General features: G+C 62.3%; 18 protein-coding genes. 16 read left to right on the forward strand and 2 right to left on the reverse strand.

Features of this window, described 5'->3' with window-relative positions:
- Positions 1-183 (forward strand): SsrA-binding protein (locus EN984_RS02195; RefSeq protein ID WP_206517395.1); only part of this gene is annotated, 183 nt, incomplete at its 5' end.
- Between the two features lie 14 nt (positions 184-197).
- On the forward strand, positions 198-908 hold the full coding sequence (locus EN984_RS02200) for a GH25 family lysozyme (protein ID WP_127267154.1): 711 nt from the start codon (positions 198-200) through the stop codon (positions 906-908).
- Positions 909-950: 42 nt separating this feature from the next.
- Here the strand turns inward: EN984_RS02200 and EN984_RS02205 are convergent, their stop codons facing one another.
- Both EN984_RS02205 and EN984_RS02210 read right to left on the reverse strand, forming a co-directional pair.
- The gene (locus tag EN984_RS02205) at positions 951-1607 is read right to left on the reverse strand and encodes a uracil-DNA glycosylase (RefSeq protein WP_127267155.1); all 657 of its coding nucleotides are present in this window, start codon (positions 1605-1607) and stop codon (positions 951-953) included.
- 11 nt (positions 1608-1618) lie between these two features.
- Positions 1619-2200 carry an NYN domain-containing protein gene (locus EN984_RS02210; protein ID WP_127267156.1) on the reverse strand — a complete coding sequence of 194 codons (582 nt, stop codon included), beginning with the start codon at positions 2198-2200 and terminating at the stop codon, positions 1619-1621.
- 325 nt (positions 2201-2525) lie between these two features.
- Here EN984_RS02210 and rpoZ point away from each other — a divergent pair, with 325 nt between their 5' ends.
- The 14 genes from rpoZ to EN984_RS02280 all read left to right on the forward strand — a co-directional run bounded on the left by rpoZ (position 2526) and on the right by EN984_RS02280 (position 17168).
- Complete coding sequence (gene rpoZ, locus EN984_RS02215) at positions 2526-2927, forward strand: DNA-directed RNA polymerase subunit omega (RefSeq protein WP_013532591.1); 402 nt, start codon at positions 2526-2528, stop codon at positions 2925-2927.
- Positions 2928-3040: 113 nt separating this feature from the next.
- On the forward strand, positions 3041-5269 hold the full coding sequence (locus EN984_RS02220) for a bifunctional (p)ppGpp synthetase/guanosine-3',5'-bis(diphosphate) 3'-pyrophosphohydrolase (protein ID WP_023812864.1): 2229 nt from the start codon (positions 3041-3043) through the stop codon (positions 5267-5269).
- 50 nt (positions 5270-5319) lie between these two features.
- A complete protein-coding gene (gene pyrE, locus EN984_RS02225) occupies positions 5320-5898 on the forward strand; it encodes an orotate phosphoribosyltransferase (RefSeq protein ID WP_127267157.1) in 579 nt (192 codons plus the stop codon).
- Between the two features lie 70 nt (positions 5899-5968).
- Positions 5969-6349, forward strand: a complete 381-nt coding sequence (locus EN984_RS02230) for a VOC family protein (RefSeq protein ID WP_164749033.1) — start codon at positions 5969-5971, stop codon at positions 6347-6349.
- Positions 6350-6596: 247 nt separating this feature from the next.
- Positions 6597-7196 carry a DUF2062 domain-containing protein gene (locus EN984_RS02235; RefSeq protein WP_127267163.1) on the forward strand — a complete coding sequence of 200 codons (600 nt, stop codon included), beginning with the start codon at positions 6597-6599 and terminating at the stop codon, positions 7194-7196.
- Positions 7193-7606, forward strand: a complete 414-nt coding sequence (gene acpS, locus EN984_RS02240; protein WP_127267159.1) for a holo-ACP synthase — start codon at positions 7193-7195, stop codon at positions 7604-7606. The genes EN984_RS02235 and acpS overlap by 4 nt, the downstream gene beginning before the upstream one ends.
- A gap of 78 nt (positions 7607-7684) precedes the next feature.
- Positions 7685-8434, forward strand: a complete 750-nt coding sequence (lepB, locus tag EN984_RS02245; protein WP_127267160.1) for a signal peptidase I — start codon at positions 7685-7687, stop codon at positions 8432-8434.
- Positions 8434-9189, forward strand: a complete 756-nt coding sequence (gene rnc, locus EN984_RS02250; protein ID WP_127267164.1) for a ribonuclease III — start codon at positions 8434-8436, stop codon at positions 9187-9189. Before lepB ends, rnc begins: the two co-directional genes overlap by 1 nt.
- Positions 9186-10112, forward strand: a complete 927-nt coding sequence (gene era / locus EN984_RS02255; protein WP_127267161.1) for a GTPase Era — start codon at positions 9186-9188, stop codon at positions 10110-10112. Before rnc ends, era begins: the two co-directional genes overlap by 4 nt.
- A 5-nt stretch (positions 10113-10117) precedes the next feature.
- Positions 10118-11011: an aminoglycoside phosphotransferase family protein gene (locus EN984_RS02260; RefSeq protein WP_127267162.1), complete on the forward strand. Its 894-nt coding sequence runs from the start codon at positions 10118-10120 to the stop codon at positions 11009-11011.
- A 736-nt stretch (positions 11012-11747) separates the two neighbouring features.
- Positions 11748-12884 carry a porin gene (locus EN984_RS02265; RefSeq protein ID WP_127271628.1) on the forward strand — a complete coding sequence of 379 codons (1137 nt, stop codon included), beginning with the start codon at positions 11748-11750 and terminating at the stop codon, positions 12882-12884.
- A gap of 132 nt (positions 12885-13016) precedes the next feature.
- Positions 13017-13793 carry a DNA repair protein RecO gene (recO, locus tag EN984_RS02270; protein ID WP_127269263.1) on the forward strand — a complete coding sequence of 259 codons (777 nt, stop codon included), beginning with the start codon at positions 13017-13019 and terminating at the stop codon, positions 13791-13793.
- The gene (locus EN984_RS02275; protein WP_027162667.1) at positions 13790-14308 is read left to right on the forward strand and encodes a PaaI family thioesterase; all 519 of its coding nucleotides are present in this window, start codon (positions 13790-13792) and stop codon (positions 14306-14308) included. The genes recO and EN984_RS02275 overlap by 4 nt, the downstream gene beginning before the upstream one ends.
- 112 nt (positions 14309-14420) lie before the next feature.
- The gene (locus EN984_RS02280; RefSeq protein ID WP_127269262.1) at positions 14421-17168 is read left to right on the forward strand and encodes a DUF2339 domain-containing protein; all 2748 of its coding nucleotides are present in this window, start codon (positions 14421-14423) and stop codon (positions 17166-17168) included.
- The last annotated feature ends 227 nt before the right edge of the window (positions 17169-17395 follow it).

Genomic DNA, 17395 nt, shown 5'->3' on the forward strand with positions numbered 1-17395 from the left:
TCACAGAGTGTCGACCGCGAAGGCATGACACTGGTGCCGCTGAAAATCTATTTCAACGACCAGGGCCGCGCCAAGCTGCTGCTCGCTGTCGGCCGCGGCAAGAAACTGCACGACAAGCGCGAATCCGAGAAGCAGCGCGATTGGTCGCGCGAGAAGGGCCGGCTGTTAAAAGAGCGTGGGTAGGCGGGGCCATTCGCTTGAAGAACCGGATTGTCCTCTTTGGTTTGGCCAGCCTGGTCTTGTTGTGTTTCCTTGCAGCAGGCGGCTATCTCTATTTCAGGTCATTCTCGCCGGATCGCGATAAATATCCGGTCAGGGGCATCGACGTCTCCCATCATCAGGGCCAGATCGATTGGCGGCGCGTAGCCGCCGATGATGTCGCCTTTGCCGTCATCAAGGCGACCGAAGGCGGCGATCATGTCGATGATGCTTTCGCACGGAATCTGGAAGAGGCCCGGGCCGCCGGTCTCGCCGTCGGCGCCTATCACTTTTTCACCTTTTGCCGGCCGGGTGCGGACCAGGCGAAGAATTTCATCTCGGTGGTGCCGCACGATCAGTCCCTGCTGCCACCCGTGGTCGATATCGAATTCGGCGGCAACTGCCCGCAGCGGCCGACGCCCGAACAATTGAACGCCGAACTGGCCGCGTTCCTCGCTCCAGTCGAGGCGGCGTTCGGCAAGCCTGCGATTGTCTATCTGACCGACGATGCAGCAGAAGCCTATGCCGGGCGCATTGCTGCCCGTCCGCTCTGGCTCCGCTCATTGCTCCTGGAGCCGGATCGCAACGACTGGGTCTACTGGCAGTACCACAACAGGGGTCGCGTTGACGGCATCAATGGCGATGTCGACCTGAATGTGCTGCAGGGTGGGCCAGCCATGTTGGATGCGCTGAATGCACTGCCGCACTGAGTTGATGTCTGCGGACACCAACTCTAATTACTGCAAAAACATTTATGTCCGCAAGAATTCCGCTATCTGGCTGAAAACGCTAACGAACATCGCTTCGGTCAGCACGCCGGTGTTGGTGTTGTAGCGTGAGCAGTGATAGCTCGAAAACAGCGTGACGCCACCGGCCGGCAGCTGCCCGCCATGCTTGAACGGGTAGGCGGCGACGCGCCCACCCAGCGCCCGCACCGTCGACTGATGCGCGATCGATCCCAGTGCCAGCACGGCGCGCAAATTAGGGAACCGGGCGATCGTCGGCACCAGGAATGTCCGGCAGGTGGCAATCTCCGCGCCCACCGGCTTGTTCTCAGGCGGCACGCAGCGCACGGCATTGGTGATCGCCGTGCCGACAAGCTCCAATCCGTCGTCGGGTCTGGCCTTGAATTCGCCGCGTGCAAAACCGTGCGAAATCAGGGTCGAGTAGAGCAGGTCGCCGGCATAGTCGCCGGTGAACGGGCGGCCCGTTCGGTTGGCACCGCGAAGGCCGGGCGCCAGCCCGACGATCAGCAGTTGGACCGTCGCGTCACCTTCCGAGGGCAGGAAAGTCGGCACCGGCGCATTGAACCAGGATGGTTCGCGCTGCCGCCACTCGGCGATGAAGTCGTGCAGCCGCGGGCAGAGCGGGCAGTCGCGACTAGGCTCTGAGGCGCAAAGGGCGGTCAAGGCGACCGGCCTCAGTAATCATCCTCGTCGACTTCGGCCGGCTCGGGCCTGCGCACCGGCCGCTCGGACGGATCGCGGCCAACGTCGTTCTTCAAGGTCGTCAGGTCGATGAAATGGTCGGCCTGGCGGCGCAGATCGTCGGAGATCATCGGTGGCTGCGAGGCCATGGTCGAGACGATGGACACCTTGCGGCCGCGCCGCTGCAGCGCCTCGACCAGCGTGCGGAAATCGCCGTCGCCGGAAAAGATGACATAGTGGTCGACGACATCGGCGAGCTCCAGCGCATCGACCGTGAGCTCGATGTCCATATTGCCCTTGATCTTGCGGCGGCCGGTCGAGTCGGTGAATTCCTTGGCCGGCTTGGTGACCACCTTGAATCCGTTATAGTCGAGCCAGTCGATCAGCGGACGGATCGAGGAGTATTCCTGATCCTCGACCAGCGCCGTGTAATAATAGGCGCGCAGAAGATAGCCACGTTTCTGGAAGCTCGACAGGAGCTTGCGATAGTCGATGTCGAAGCCGAGCGCGCGCGACGTCGCATAGAGATTGGCGCCGTCGATGAATAGGGCGATTTTTTCACGAGGGTCGAACATGGAAAATATTCCTTCTCGAAATAAACGGCCGTCTAAACGAAATGCGATAGCGACGTTCGGTCAGGCTCATAATAAACCGGCTGACCTCTACGCATCCGAGATAGCGCCAGATTCACGGCAATCCAAGGGCGCGTGCGGCACTGCAAGCAATTGTGATCGGGACACCGAACACATAGGCACAGCCAGTTTTGCCGAATCGGGTGTTTGAACGAAGGATTGGGCGCCCTGCAGCCCGGCCATTGCCATGATGCTTGTATTTTGGCGGCGTTCGGGTTATGGACCGCGCCTGTTTTCCATCAAATCCATCGCATGAAAGGGGCAATCCATGGCCCGCGTAACCGTTGAAGATTGCATCGACAAGGTCGACAACCGCTTCGAACTGGTGCTGCTTGCCGGCCACCGTGCCCGGCAGATCAGCCAGGGCGCGCCGATCACCGTGCCGCGTGACAACGACAAGAACCCGGTCGTGGCGCTGCGCGAGATCGCCGATGAGACGCTGTCGCCCGACGACCTCAAGGAAGATCTGATCCATTCGCTGCAGAAGCATGTCGAGGTCGACGAGCCCGAGGCCGACGGCGAGGCGATTGCCGATCAGACCGGCACCGCCGTTGCTGCCACCGACGCCGATGACGCCGAGGAGAACATCACCTTCGACCGCATGACCGAGGAAGATCTCCTGGCCGGCATCGAGGGTCTGGTGCCACCGGAAAAAAGCGACGACTACTAAGAGCCTGGATCAAGCATCCGGCACTTCCGTCCTGGCAGTTTCGTGGCTATCTATGACATGCGCCGTACAGCAGTGCGGCGCATGATTCATTTCACCGCTGCGAGATCCCGCCCATGATGCGTCAGTATGAGCTTGTCGAGCGCGTCCAGCGCTACAAGCCTGACGTCAACGAGGCGTTGCTCAACAAGGCCTATGTCTATGCCATGCAGAAGCATGGCCACCAGAAGCGCGCTTCCGGCGACCCGTATTTCTCGCACCCGCTCGAAGTCGCCGCCATCCTCACCGAGATGCATATGGACGAGGCGACGATCGCGGTCGCCCTGCTGCACGACACGATCGAGGACACGACCGCCACACGGGCTGAGATCGACGATCTGTTCGGCCCCGAAATGGGCAAGCTGGTCGAGGGCCTGACCAAGCTGAAGAAGCTCGATCTCGTCTCGAAGAAGGCCGAGCAGGCGGAAAACCTGAGAAAGCTTCTGCTGGCGATTTCAGAAGATGTCCGCGTGCTGCTGGTCAAGCTCGCCGACCGCCTGCACAATATGCGCACCCTCGACCACATGCCGGAGGCCAAGCGCCTGCGCATCGCCGAGGAGACGATGGATATCTACGCGCCGCTGGCCGGCCGCATGGGCATGCAAGGCATGCGCGAGGAGCTGGAAGAGATCGCCTTCCGCTTCATCAATCCGGAAGCCTATCGCGCCGTCACCGCACGGCTTGCCGAAATCTTCGAGCGCAACAAGGGCGTGCTGACGGACATCGAAAAGGCGCTGTCCACGCTGTTCGAGAAGCATGCGATCAACGCCGGCGTGAAGAGCCGGCAGAAGAAGCCGTGGTCGGTGTTCCGCAAGATGGAGGCCAAGGCGCTGTCCTTCGAGCAGCTCTCGGATATTTTCGGCTTCCGCGTCGTCGTCGACACGGTCGAGGATTGTTACAGGGCGCTTGGCGCCATCCACACCGCGTGGTCGATGGTGCCCGGCCGCTTCAAGGACTACATCTCGACGCCGAAGCAGAACGATTATCGGTCGATCCACACCACCATCGTCGGCCCGTCGCGCCAGCGTGTCGAGCTGCAAATCCGCACCCGAGAGATGAACAAGATCGCCGAATACGGCGTCGCTGCCCATTCGATCTACAAGGACACCGGCGGCAAGACGAATGGCGCCGCCCACGCGATTTCGAAGGAAACCAACGCCTACGCCTGGCTGCGGCGCACCATCGAGCAGCTTGCCGAGGGCGACAATCCCGAGGATTTCCTCGAAAATACCAAGCTGGAGCTGTTCCAGGACCAGGTGTTCTGCTTCACCCCGAAAGGCATGTTGATTGCGCTGCCGCGCGGCGCGACGCCGATCGATTTCGCCTACGCGGTGCACACCGATGTCGGCGACACCTGCGTCGGTGCCAAGGTCAACGGCCGCATCATGCCGCTGATGACGGAGCTGAAGAACGGCGATGAGGTCGAGATCATCCGCTCCAAGGCGCAGGTGCCGCCGGCGGCATGGGAATCGGTCGTCGTCACCGGCAAGGCGCGCTCGGCCATCCGCCGTGCCACCAAGAACGCCATCCGCAAGCAATATTCGGGTCTCGGCATCCGCATCCTGGAACGCGCCTTCGAGCGTGCCGGCAAGACCTTCACCAAGGAGAGCCTGAAGCAGGTGCTGCACAGGCTGGCGCGCAAGGACATCGAGGATGTGCTGGCCTCCGTCGGGCGCGGCGAGCTCGCCTCCACCGACGTCATGAAGGCGGTATTCCCCGACTACAAGGATGAGCGCGTCACTACGGCCGTCCCCAAGCCGCGCGAGGAGGGCTGGTCGAAGATCCGCAATGCCGCCGGCATGTTGTTCCAGATTCCGGGTCGTGCCGCGCGCAAGGACAAGGACCAGCCACGCGATGGCGCCGTGCCGATTCGCGGCGTGCGCGGCGATCTGCCGGTGCGTTTCGCGCCGGAAGGGGCAGTGCCTGGCGATCGCATCGTCGGCATCGTCCAGCCGGGCACCGGCATCACCATCTATCCGATCCAGTCGCCGGCGCTGCAGGCGTTCGATGACCAGCCCGAGCGCTGGATCGACGTGCGCTGGGACATCGATGAGCGCACCAAGGAACGCTTTCCGGCGCGTGTCTCGGTCACCGCCATCAACGCGCCGGGGTCACTCGCCGATATAGCGCAGGTGGTTGCCTCGAACGACGCCAATATCCATACGCTGTCGATGGTGCGCACTGCGCCCGACTTCACCGAAATGCTGATCGATCTCGAAGTCTGGGATCTCAAGCACCTCAACCGGCTGCTGTCGCAGCTCAAGGACAATTCGAGCGTCAGCGACGCAAGACGCGTAAATGGCTAGATCATGCTCCGGTTTCGGACAAAGTCATGGTCAATCAAAAAGAGGCAGAAATGAACACCGATGAAGTGCTGGGCATTTTCCGCGAGGCGGGTGCTGTTCTGGAAGGGCATTTCATTTTGACCTCGGGCCTGCGCAGTCCGGTCTTCCTGCAGAAGGCGCGCGTGTTCATGCATGCCGACAAGACCGAGCTACTGTGCAAGGCGCTGGCGGAGAAAATCCGCGCAGGCGTGCCCGGCAAGATCGACTATGTCGTCGGCCCGGCGATCGGCGGGCTGATCCCAGCCTACGAGACCTCGCGCCATCTCCGCGTGCCGGCGATCTGGGTCGAGCGGGAAGGCGGCGAGTTCCGCTTGCGCCGCTTCGAGATCGCCAGGGGTTCGCGTGTCGTCATCGTCGAGGACATCGTCACCACTGGCCTGTCGATCCGAGAGACCATCGAGTGCCTGCGCGATCTTGGCGCCGAGGTAGTGGCCGCGGCCTGCATCATCGACCGTTCGGCTGGCAAGACCGATGTCGGTGTGCCGCTCATCGCGCTGGCCGAGTATGAGGTCCCGGCCTATCCGGCCGACCGGCTGCCGCCGGAGCTTGCCGCCATCCCGGCGATCAAGCCCGGCAGCCGCAACATCTGACGGGGCATTTTTTCGCCCAACAGTGTGCGGCGGTTTTGGGGAAAGCGACATGCGTGAAGACAAATTGGAAATGATCACCGGCATCGATCATTTCGTGCTGACGGTCGCTTCGCTGGAAGTGACCTGTGAGTTTTACCAGCGCGTGCTGGGTTTTGAGCGCATCGACGCGGCGGATCGGCCGACGGCGCTGGCTTTCGGTATCCATAAGATCAATGTGCATGAGGTCGGCCGCACTTTCGAGCCGAAGGCGAAGTCGCCGGCTCCGGGCTCGAGCGATTTCTGCCTGGTCACGGACGGGCCACTGGATGAGGTCCGTGCCCGGCTCGCGGCCAATGGTGTGGCGGTGGAACTCGGTCCGGTTGAACGTGTCGGGGCCCGCGGTCCGATGATGTCGGTCTATTTCCGCGACCCGGACGGCAATCTGGTCGAGGTCAGCGAATACCTGCCGTAGCGCTGGTGCTCTTCGAAAAAGCGACTGCCAGTTTTCCTTAAATTCGCCGCGATTGTCCAATGTTCGAAGCATGAACCACCCCGAGGGGCGGCGACGAGTGCGCATCGGACAGACGGTGCTTGGTTGTTCTTCTGTCAGCGCGTCGTTATATCATGCTTGCGATTGCCATTGGGTGATCGTCAAGCGCAAGATGTGGCTACCACGCCCGGCTAAGGTGCCGTTGCGGGAGCCGTGGAACGGGAACAGAGTGCTTTTTCGACGCCGCAAGCCTGATGGCCTTTATGAGCGGGTGCGTACCTACCTTTGGCCGCGCCGCTCATTTTCGCGCTCGCTTCAGTATTTTTCCAAGCGCATCCTGCGGCTGAAGGCCACACCGCATGCGGTGGCGGCCGGCGTTGCAGCGGGGGTCTTCGCTTCATTCTTTCCCGTCGGTTTCCATTTCATCATCGCTGCCCTCCTGTGCTGGGTGATCGCCGGCAATCTGGTGGCGGCCGCTCTCGGCGCGGTTTTTTTCGGCAACCCCCTGACCTTCCCGTTGCTATGGGGGGCGTCGTGGGAAACGGGCAAGCTCATCCTGCATGACCGCTTGCCGACGCATGGGCCGCCGGCACATCTGGGCGAGATGTTGCACAACCTCTCCTTCGCGCAATTGTGGAAACCGGTCCTTGAACCGATGCTGATAGGCGCGGTTCCGCTCGGGCTCGCCTTCGGGCTGCTGTTTTACGCCATCACGCGCTGGGGCATGAACGCTTTCCGCGAACAGCGGTGCAAACGTCTGGCCCAGCGCGCAAGCCGGCATGCGCAATCGCCCCATCCCGGCGCAAGCATCGGTTCCACCGCGCGATGATCATCGGCATCGGCAGCGACCTGATCGACATCAGACGCATCGAGAAATCGCTGGAGCGTCACGGCCAGCGCTTCATCCAGAGAATCTACACCGAGGTCGAACAGGCGCGTTCGGACAATCGAGGCGCCCGCGCGGCCTCTTATGCCAAACGCTTCGCCGCCAAGGAGGCCTGCGCCAAGGCGCTGGGCACCGGTATGGCGCAGGGGGTGTTCTGGCGCGACATGGGTGTCGTCAACCTGCCCAGTGGCGCGCCGACCATGGCTCTGACGGGAGGAGCGCAGGCCAGGCTGGACAAGATCCTGCCAAACGGCCATCGGGCGGCAATCCACCTCACCATCACGGATGATTTCCCGCTCGCTCAAGCCTTTGTGATCATCGAGGCGCTGCCCGTCGAAGAAGCGCCACATTGATTGCCTCTGACGACCGGCATTGACGTTGCCCAGCGCGCGCCGAGACTCTATACCATCCAACGCACAATCGAGGACGACATGAGCGTGGCTGAAAAATCCGAGAAGAAATCCGGCGGGCTTGGCGAGACCGTCAGCGTCATCGTCCAGGCGCTTTTGCTCGCCCTGGTCATCCGCACGCTGCTGTTCCAGCCTTTTTCGATCCCGTCGGGATCAATGCGGCCGACGCTTCTTGAAGGCGACTATCTGTTCGTCACCAAATGGTCCTATGGCTATTCGCGGTACTCGCTGCCTTTCGGCCCCGACATCTTTTCGGGCCGTATCTGGGGCGCCGAGCCGAAGCGCGGCGACGTGGCGGTGTTCAAGTTCCCGCCTGATCCGTCCGTCGACTACATCAAGCGCGTTGTCGGCCTGCCGGGTGACAAGATCCAGGTCAAGGACGGCCAGCTGTTCATCAACGGCGTCGGCGTGCCGCGCGTGAAAACAGGCCAGATCGACAATCCCGACATCACCGAGGAATCGCGCCCGATCGATGTCTATCGTGAGACCTTGCCCAACGGCGTCAGCTACGACACGCTCGACCTGAATTCGAACTCGATCGGCGACAACACCCGCGAATTCGATGTGCCGCCCGGCCACTATTTCATGATGGGCGACAACCGGGACAATTCCGCCGACAGCCGTTTCACCGTCGGCTACGTTCCCGCGGAAAATCTGGTTGGCCGTGCCAATCTTGTTTTCTTCTCGATCGCCGGCAAGGCGAGCCCTCTCGAAATCTGGAAATGGCCGTCGCTGATGCGCGCTTCGCGCCTGTTCCACTTCGTCAATTGATGGCTTTGAAGCGTCCGACAGGCGAAACTCTGGCCGGTTTGGTAAAAGCCAAGACCGGCCACGTCTTCAAGGATATCCGCTTGCTCGAGACCGCCTTGACGCATTCCAGTGCGGTCAAGGCCGCCACCAACAACCAGCGTCTTGAATTTCTTGGCGACCGCGTGCTCGGGCTTGTCGTCGCCGATATGCTTTTCGAAAAATTTCCCGATGCGCCGGAAGGTGAAATCGCGCCGCGTTTCAATGCGCTGGTCGATGCGCGGACATGCTCCGAGATCGGCATCGAAATGCAGCTGGAAGATCTGGTCCGCGCCGATTCTGCCTTGAAGATGCGGTCGCGTGGCTCGGGCGGAAACTATCTGGCGGATGCGGTCGAAGCCCTGATCGCGGCGGTTTACGTTGACGGTGGCATCGAGGCCGCGCGGCGGTTTGTCCTGCGCTACTGGGAACCGCGCTCGCATACGGTGATCACAAAGCCGCTCAATCCGAAATCCGATCTGCAGGAATGGATTGCCAAGACCAGCGATATCAGACCCGAATACGTGATCGAAAAGCGCGAAGGCCCGGACCACCAGCCCGTCTTCACCGTGTCCTTGCAGGTCCGCGGTTTTGCGCCGATAAGCGGCACTGGCGGCTCCCGCAGGGTTGCCGAAGAAGCGGCGGCTTCGGCATTTCTTGTGCGCGAAGGCGTCTGGGCCACCACATCGGCCCAAAAATCGGAGGGCGCGCGACCCTCCAGTGAAGGGAGTGCGGCATGACCGCTACCGAAGAGCCGGCGACCGCAGCCGCCGCCACGCATTCCGGTTTTGTCGCGCTGATCGGCGCGCCCAATGCGGGCAAGTCGACGCTGGTCAACCAATTGGTGGGCGCCAAGGTGTCGATCGTCACCCACAAGGTGCAGACGACCCGCGCCATCGTGCGCGGCGTCGCCACGCATGACAATGCGCAGATCGTTTTTGTCGACACGCCCGGCATCTTCAAGCCGAAGCGGAGGCTCGACACGGCGATGGTGACCACCGCCTGGGGCGGGGCCAAGGACGCCGACATCGTGCTGCTTTTGATCGATGCCGAACGCGGCATCAGGGGCGACGCCGACGCCATCCTCGAACGGCTGAAGGATGTGCGCCAGCCGATGGTGCTGATCCTCAATAAGGTCGACCGCGTCAAGCACGAAGCGCTGCTCGCTCTGTCGGCGGCAGCGAACGAAAGGGTGCCGTTCAAGCGCACCTTCATGGTGTCGGCGCTGACCGGTTCCGGCTGCAAGGACGTGCTCGATTATCTGGCCGAGGCTCTGCCGGTCGGCCCCTGGTACTATCCGGAAGACCAGATCTCGGACCTGCCGATGCGCCAGCTCGCGGCCGAGATCACGCGCGAGAAGCTGTATCTAAGGCTGCATCAGGAACTGCCCTATTCCTCGCATATCGAGACCGAGAAATGGGAAGAGAAGCCGGATGGCTCGGTGCGCATCGACCAGACCATCTATGTTGAGCGCGACAGCCAGAAGAAGATCGTTCTTGGCCACAAGGGCGAGACAATCCGCGCCATCGGCCAGGCGGCACGCATGGAGATAGCGGGCATCCTCGAACAGAAGGTGCACCTGTTCCTGTTCGTCAAGGTGCGCGAGAACTGGGGCGACGACCCTGAGCGCTATCGCGAGATGGGGCTCGAGTTTCCGCGCTAGGCTCGATGGTCAGCAAGCCGAACATCGACATAGCGCTTGTCAGCCGATTGATCGCCACGCAGTTTCCCCGTTGGAAGGAGCTTGCGGTCAGGCCCGTCGAGTTTGGCGGCTGGGACAACAGGACCTTTCATCTCGGCGACGAGATGACCGTGCGGCTGCCAAGCGCCGCGGCCTATTCCCTGCAGGTGGAAAAGGAGCATCGCTGGCTGCCGAGGCTCGCACCTCTGTTGCCGCTGCCGATCCCGGTGCCGCTGGCGATGGGAGTTCCGGCCGAAAGCTATCCCTGGCACTGGTCCGTTTACCGCTGGATCGAAGGCGAGACGGCAGAGCGCGAGCGTATCGCCAGCTTGCCGCGATTCGCGACCGACCTGGCCGCGTTCCTGGTCGCCTTGCAAAGGATCGATGCCACTGGCGGACCGGCGCCGGGACAACACAACTTCTTTCGCGGCGGAGCACTCAGCGTCTACGATGGCGAAACCCGGCAAGCGATTGCAGCCCTCGACGGCAAGATCGATACGGTCGCAGCCCGCGCGGTGTGGGAGGCAGCACTTGCCGCGCCATGGCACGGTGCGCCGGTCTGGTTCCACGGCGACGTCAGTTGCGGAAACCTGCTGGTCAGGCAAGGCCGGTTGGGCGCGGTGATCGACTTCGGAACCTCCGGCGTTGGCGATCCCGCCTGCGATCTGGCGATTGCCTGGACATTGTTTGAAGGCAAAAGCCGGGAGGCGTTTCGCGCCGGCCTTCCAGCCGATGAGGCGATGTGGGCGCGTGGTCGTGGCTGGACGCTTTGGAAGGCGCTGATCACGGTAGCTGGACAGATCGACGTCTACCCTGTCGAGGTTGAAAAATCCCGTCATGTGATCGATGAGGTGCTTGCCGATCACGCGCGGCGGGGGTGAGGCGCCAAACGTTCAAGGCGCTCTCGCCCACCAGATCCTGATCCTGTCGCCGATCCATCCGCCCCGTATGGCGCGACCAGGGACATTCTGGCCGAGGCGATGCTTTCCCGGACCTATGCGTGCCCACCCGCCTGATCGAGGCGGGGGGAGCGCATCGCCTGCGTCGTTCAGGTCGACTGAGAGGGCGTCACGGAGGAATCGTTTTTCAACGGCTGGCTGCTGTCACAATCGGCGACACGACGGCACTCCAGGAAGTTTCGACCGCCTTGGAGGGGGCAGACACCCTTGGAAGCGTCATCCCGCTTTTCGCCTCGGTATCAGAGCGGGATTTGCAGATGGGCGTTATCTGGCAACAGAAGGGGAGGCGGCAAGAATCAAATAAATTTCGACAGAATTGAGGTATATTTTGCGTATTATGCTGCCATTTTGGAAATATAACACGTTATCAGTATAGTTAGACGCGAAAGTATCCGTATATGTATTTAATAAATGACATTGTGCCATTTGTGCCGCTCGTCGGATTATCAAGTGTTATTTGTGCAACACGGCATTAATCTGTTTGTGGAATTGTAATTATTCCGGAAATCGTCATTGAAGGCAGATGAACGATGGGTATGTTCGCCGCTGAAAAGGGCGAGCGGTGTGAGCCTTTTTCGTTGTGGGGGTGAGGCGGGAAAACATTGCCGCCAGCCACAAATCCGAAGCCATTTATAACTATGACTGGAGAGGTCAGAAAATGAACATCAAGAGCCTCCTTCTCGGCTCAGCCGCGGCCCTGATCGCGGTCAGCGGCGCGCGCGCCGCCGACGCTGTCGTCGTCGCCGAACCGGAACCGGCCGAATACGTCAAGATCTGCGACGTCTACGGCGCCGGTTACTTCTACATTCCGGGCACCGAGACCTGCCTGCGCATCGGCGGCTATCTGCGCTATGACATGGGCGCTGGCGATTCCGGCGCGCTGGATGGCGCCAATAACGTTCCGGATACCGAGGACGGCGACAGCAACGATACCTGGTATAAGAACATGCGTTTCACGCTGAGGACTTATACCGGCCAGGAAACCGAGCTCGGCACGTTGAAGACCTTTACCGAGACTCGCTTTCAATTCGGCAACAGCAGCGGCAACTATGAGACTAGTGGCTCTGGCTGGCAGGCCGGCAACAAGGCCACCAGCCTCAATTTCGCCTGGATCCAGCTCGGTGGCCTGCGCGTCGGTAAGGATGAAACGGTATACGATCAGTTCATCGGTTATGCCGGCAACGTCATCCAGGACACGCTCATCCCGTATGGTGTCAAGGATACCAATCTCATCAGCTACTACTTCGACGCAGGCAGCGGCTTCACGGGCGTGGTCTCGCTCGAAGAAGGCACCGGCGTCAACACGATCGACAGCTATGTTCCGCATGTCGTCGGCGGTTTGAAGTACAAGGGCGACTGGGGTGCGATCACCGGCGTCGTGGCCTATGACAGCAATTATGAGGAAGTGTCCGGCAAGGTCCGTTTGGACGTCAACGTCAGCAAGGAACTGACGCTGTTCGTCATGGGCGGCTACGGCACCAACGACAACATCAACGACTTCGGCACAGGCCGTACCCAATACAAGCCATGGGGCGGAAACTGGGCGATCTGGGGCGGCGGCACCTACAAGTTCAACGACAAGACCTCGTTCAACGCCCAGGTCTCCTATGACGACTGGAAGAACCTCGGCGTCGCGGCCAACGTGGCCTATACCATTGTGCCCGGCTTTACGATCACGACTGAAGTCGATTACCTCAATGCAGGAAAATTCGACGACTTGGACTTCAACAACTGGACGAAGGCCGACAAGAAGAGCAGCGTCGGCGGCATCGTTCGCTTCCAGCGCAATTTCTAACGGATCGACTGACCCCACCAGCCCGCCCGCAGCACATCGCTGCGGGCGGTTTTTTATGCATTGGCATGAGAGTTACCCGGGGGCCAAGCCCATACCTTGATTTCGCCACCCGATCGGTGAAAAGCTCCTGAAATGGAATGGCGCGACGAGGGAATCATTCTCGGCACCCGCAAGCATGGCGAAACCAGCGCCATTCTCGAGGTGTTGACGCGAGCGCATGGCCGTCATCTCGGCCTTGTTCGTGGCGGCCGTTCGCGCAAGCAGCAGCCTGTGCTCCAGCCCGGCAACCGTGTCGACCTGTTGTGGCGAGCGCGCCTTGACGAGCACCTCGGCACGTTCCAGGCCGAGGCGATCGAGATGAACGCGGCCCGGTTGATGGACAGCGCCTTTGCCGTCTACGGATTGCAGACCATGGCCGCGCATCTGCGCCTGCTGCCCGAGCGCGACGCGCATGAAGGTCTCTACGAAACGCTTGCCGTGATGATCGTCCATCTCGACGACGCCGACGTTGCCGGCGAACTGGTGGCGCGCTTCGAGCTTCTGGTGCTGGACGAACTCGGCTTCGGCCTCGATCTCAGCCAATGCGCCGCCACCGGCACGCGACAGGACCTGGCCTATGTCTCACCGAAGTCGGGACGTGCGGTATCGCGCGAAGCCGGTTTGCCGTGGCGCGACAAGATGCTGGCTCTGCCGGCCTTCCTGCAGCGCGGCTCCGGCCTGCGCGCCGATGCGGCTGATGTCGACGACGCCTTCCGGCTCACCGGCTTCTTCTTCAACCGCCACGTCTATGAGCCGCGCGGCATCGAGCCGCCGGACGCTCGTACCGGCTTCCTCGCCGCCTTGCGCAAACATCACGCGCGCGGCAAGGCCATAGCTGGCGAAGACGCAGCCAGAGAAATCATCACATGAGCGAGGTCGAACTTTATCCTGGCCGGGTCTCACCGCTCGGCCTCGGCACCATTCCGCACGCCGACATCCTGAAATACACCGGTTTGGAATTGCTGCAGCGCATCGTCGACGGCAAGTATCCGGCGCCGCCGATTTCCTTCCAGCTGAATTTCACTCTCACCGAAGTCTCGGAAGGGCGCGCTGTCTTTCGTGGCATGCCGAGCGAGCGCCATCTCAATCCGCTGGGCAGCGTGCATGGCGGCTGGGCGGCGACGCTGCTCGATTCGGCGCTGGCCTGTGCCGTGCAGACGCTGCTCGAAAAGGGCGAGGCCTATACCACGGCGGAGTTCAAGGTGAATTTGACGCGTCCCATCACGCCGAAGACCGGCGAGGTGGTGTGCGAGGGCAGGGTTGTTCACAAGGGCCGCACGTTGGCGGTGTCGGAAGCGACGCTGAAGGATGCCGGCGGCAAGCTGCTGGCTTTCGGCACCGAAACATGCTCGATCTTTCCGGCCGCCAATCTGGCGGCGCGTTGACTGGCGGCGCATTGAGTTTTCCGAGCTTGGATTTTCTGGCCGTTTGGCCGCCGCATTTGAATGTCAGTAAGACGAATGTCAGTGAAAACTGGCCTGGTTTGGGGGAACCGCCATGTTTGAAAGCCTGATCGGCCTTGTCGCCATCATCGCCTTGTTCGTCATCATTTCGCGCCAGCAGAGCCGCATCGGCCTTGTCGAGCGTGAACTAGGCGCGCTGCGCAGCCTGGTCCTTTCCGGTGCCGTGCCGCCTGCGGCCAAGTCCTCCGAACAGGTGGACGACAACGCGCCCGCCGACATGGCTCCGGACGCAGCGGCTGCGACCGATATCGTTCCGCCGGAGGTAAGCGCAGCGGTCACCGTCCCGGCGCCAGCCACGGACACGGAAGACTCGACCGGCGAGATCGTCTCCGGCCCGTGGACCGCTCCAGAACCGGCACCGAAGGCAGTGGAACCTGCGGAGCTTCCCGGAGCGGCGAAAGCCGCCCGCCAATCCGATGTCGAAACCGCGCTCGGCACCCGCTGGGCGGTCTGGGTCGGTGGCATCGCGCTGGCGCTGGGCGGCCTGTTCCTGATCCGCTACACCATCGAGGCAGGTATTTTCGGTCCCGGCGTGCGGCTGACCATGGCCGGCGTGCTCGGCCTGGTGCTGGTGGCCGGCGGCGAGTTCATCCGCCGCACCGGCTTCAAGGTGCCGGTGCAAGGGGCCGCTGGCGCTTATATTCCAGCGATCCTGACTGCTGCCGGTGCCTTCATCCTGTTCGGCACCGTCTATGCCGCGCATGGCATTTACGGCTTCATCGGCCCGGCACTCGCCTTCACGCTGCTCGGCGTCATCGGCGTGGCAACGATCGCGGCCGCCCTGGTCCATGGTCAGGCGCTGGCCGGCATCGGCCTGGTAGGCGCCATGGTGACGCCGGTGCTGGTCGCCTCGCAGGCACCCAATCCCTGGGCGCTTTTCGGCTATCTCGCGATCGTGCTTGCCGTCACCGGCGTCATCGCCCGCATGCGCGATTGGAAATTACTGATGGCGGCCGCCTTTTTCGGCGCCGGTGTCTGGACCATCCTCTATATGACCGATGCGCCAGGGGCGAACCTCTCTGCCATCCTGTTCATCGACGCCGTCACGCTGGCCGTGCTCGCCCTTGTCTGGCTCGCTCGCCGTGACGACGAACCTGGACCAGCCAGGGCTTTCGACTGGCCGTCCATCGTGCCTGGCCTGTTCGTCGCATTCTCGGCGCTGGGCCTGTCGGTCGACCCGGCCTTCGCTGCCGCCGGCTACGCCTTGCCGGGCGCGGTGGTGATCGCCGCGATGGTGGGGGTCGCGCTTTATCGTCCGCTGGCGCTGCCGCTCCTCTATGCCGCGGGACTGGTCACGGTGCTGATCTATCTCGGCATCATCCCGCCAACCTCGATCGCTTCCGATTTTTCCAGCGGCGCCTTGGGCGTCGACGGACTGCCGGTGGCCACGTCCAACGCGCTGACCTTGCGCATCGGCATCGTACTCGGCCTGGTCTTCATCGGCGCCGGCTTCTGGGCCGCGCGCCGGTTCGCCGCCGGCACGCAGATCCGCGCGGCCTCATGGGCAGCGTGGGGCGTCATTGTCCCGCTGGTCATCCTGCTGGCACTCTGGTTCACCTTCGGCAATCTCGACCGTGACCTTGTCTACGCTGCCGCAGCGGCACTGCTGGTCGTCATTTTCGCCGCCGGCGGCGAGTGGATCGCGCGGGCCGAGGAGCCGCCGCTCAAGGGCGGTGTCGCGGTGTCGTTTGCCCTGGGCGGCGCGGCCATCGCCGGGCTCCTGCTCATGCATATGGCTTTCGATTCCGGCTGGACCACCATCCTGCTCGGTGCGGCGGCCATCGTGCCGGCGCTGACTACGCGCTGGCGCGCCTATCCGGTGCTCGGCTGGATTTCGGTCGGCGCGGTGATCGCGGTGCTTGGCCGCGTCGCTTTCGACCCGACCATCGTCGGTGCCGGGTTCCTGTCGACGACGCCGGTGTTCAACTGGCTGCTGCCAGGCTACGGCGTGCCGGCACTGGCCTTCGGCTTTGCCGCCTGGCAGCTTGCGCGCACCACGAATGGCCGGCCGCGCCTTGCCATGGAGGCGGCTGCGGCGCTGTTTGCGCTGCTCACGCTCGCTATGCTGGTGCGCCACGCCATGCACGGCGGCGTCATCGACACGGGTGCCATGACGCTCGCCGAACAGTCGATCTACACCCTGATCGCCATCGGCGCCGGCGCCATCCTGGTCGCCATCGACATGCGCTCGCCAAGCTCGGTGCTGCGCTATGGTTCGATGGCCGCCGGTGTGGCCTCGGTCGCCTTCATCGTTGTCAGGCACTTCGTCGTGCTGAATCCGCTGTTGTCAGACGAATCGACAGGCCGGATCCCGGTGTTCAACCTGTTGTTCCTCGCCTATCTCCTGCCTGCGGTCGCCGCCGGGGGACTGGCGCTCTACGCCAGGGACAAGCGGCCGAAATGGTATGCGCAGATGCTGGCCGTGGTGGCTGCCGTGCTTGCCTTCGCCTATGCCACGCTGTCGGTGAGGCGCCTGTTCAAGGGCGAGTTCATCGGCTTGTGGAGCGGCCTCGGCCAGTTGGAAACCTATACCTACTCGGCGCTTTGGCTGGTGATTGGCGTTGCGCTCCTCACAGCCGGTGTCTGGTTGAAATCGCAGGTGCTGCGCGTCGCCTCGGCCGCGCTGATCGCGATCGCCGTGCTGAAGGTCTTCATCTTCGACATGTCGGAGCTGGAAGGTGTGCTGAGGGCGTTGTCGTTCATCGGCCTTGGCGCCGTGCTGATCGGCATCGGCCTGTTTTATCAGCGGCTTTTGACGCGGGCGGCGCGGGAAAACGGATAAAGGCAAGCAAGAACAATAAGATTTCACCCCGACCGGGAATAAATCGGCACTAGCCAGCGTTATTGCATTGCTTGGGTGACCGGGGCGGGAGACCGCTTCGCGCTGGCCGCTTGCGCCGTGCCCGGAAGGCGCGTTCAATTGGGATCAATAAGGGCGACCTCGAAACCAGCGGTCATGGATGAAAAGAAGGCAGCAATCCTTGGCGAAATACCGCGCCTGCGCCGCTA

Source organism: Mesorhizobium sp. M7A.F.Ca.CA.004.12.1.1, from assembly GCF_003997835.1.
GTDB lineage: Bacteria > Pseudomonadota > Alphaproteobacteria > Rhizobiales > Rhizobiaceae > Mesorhizobium.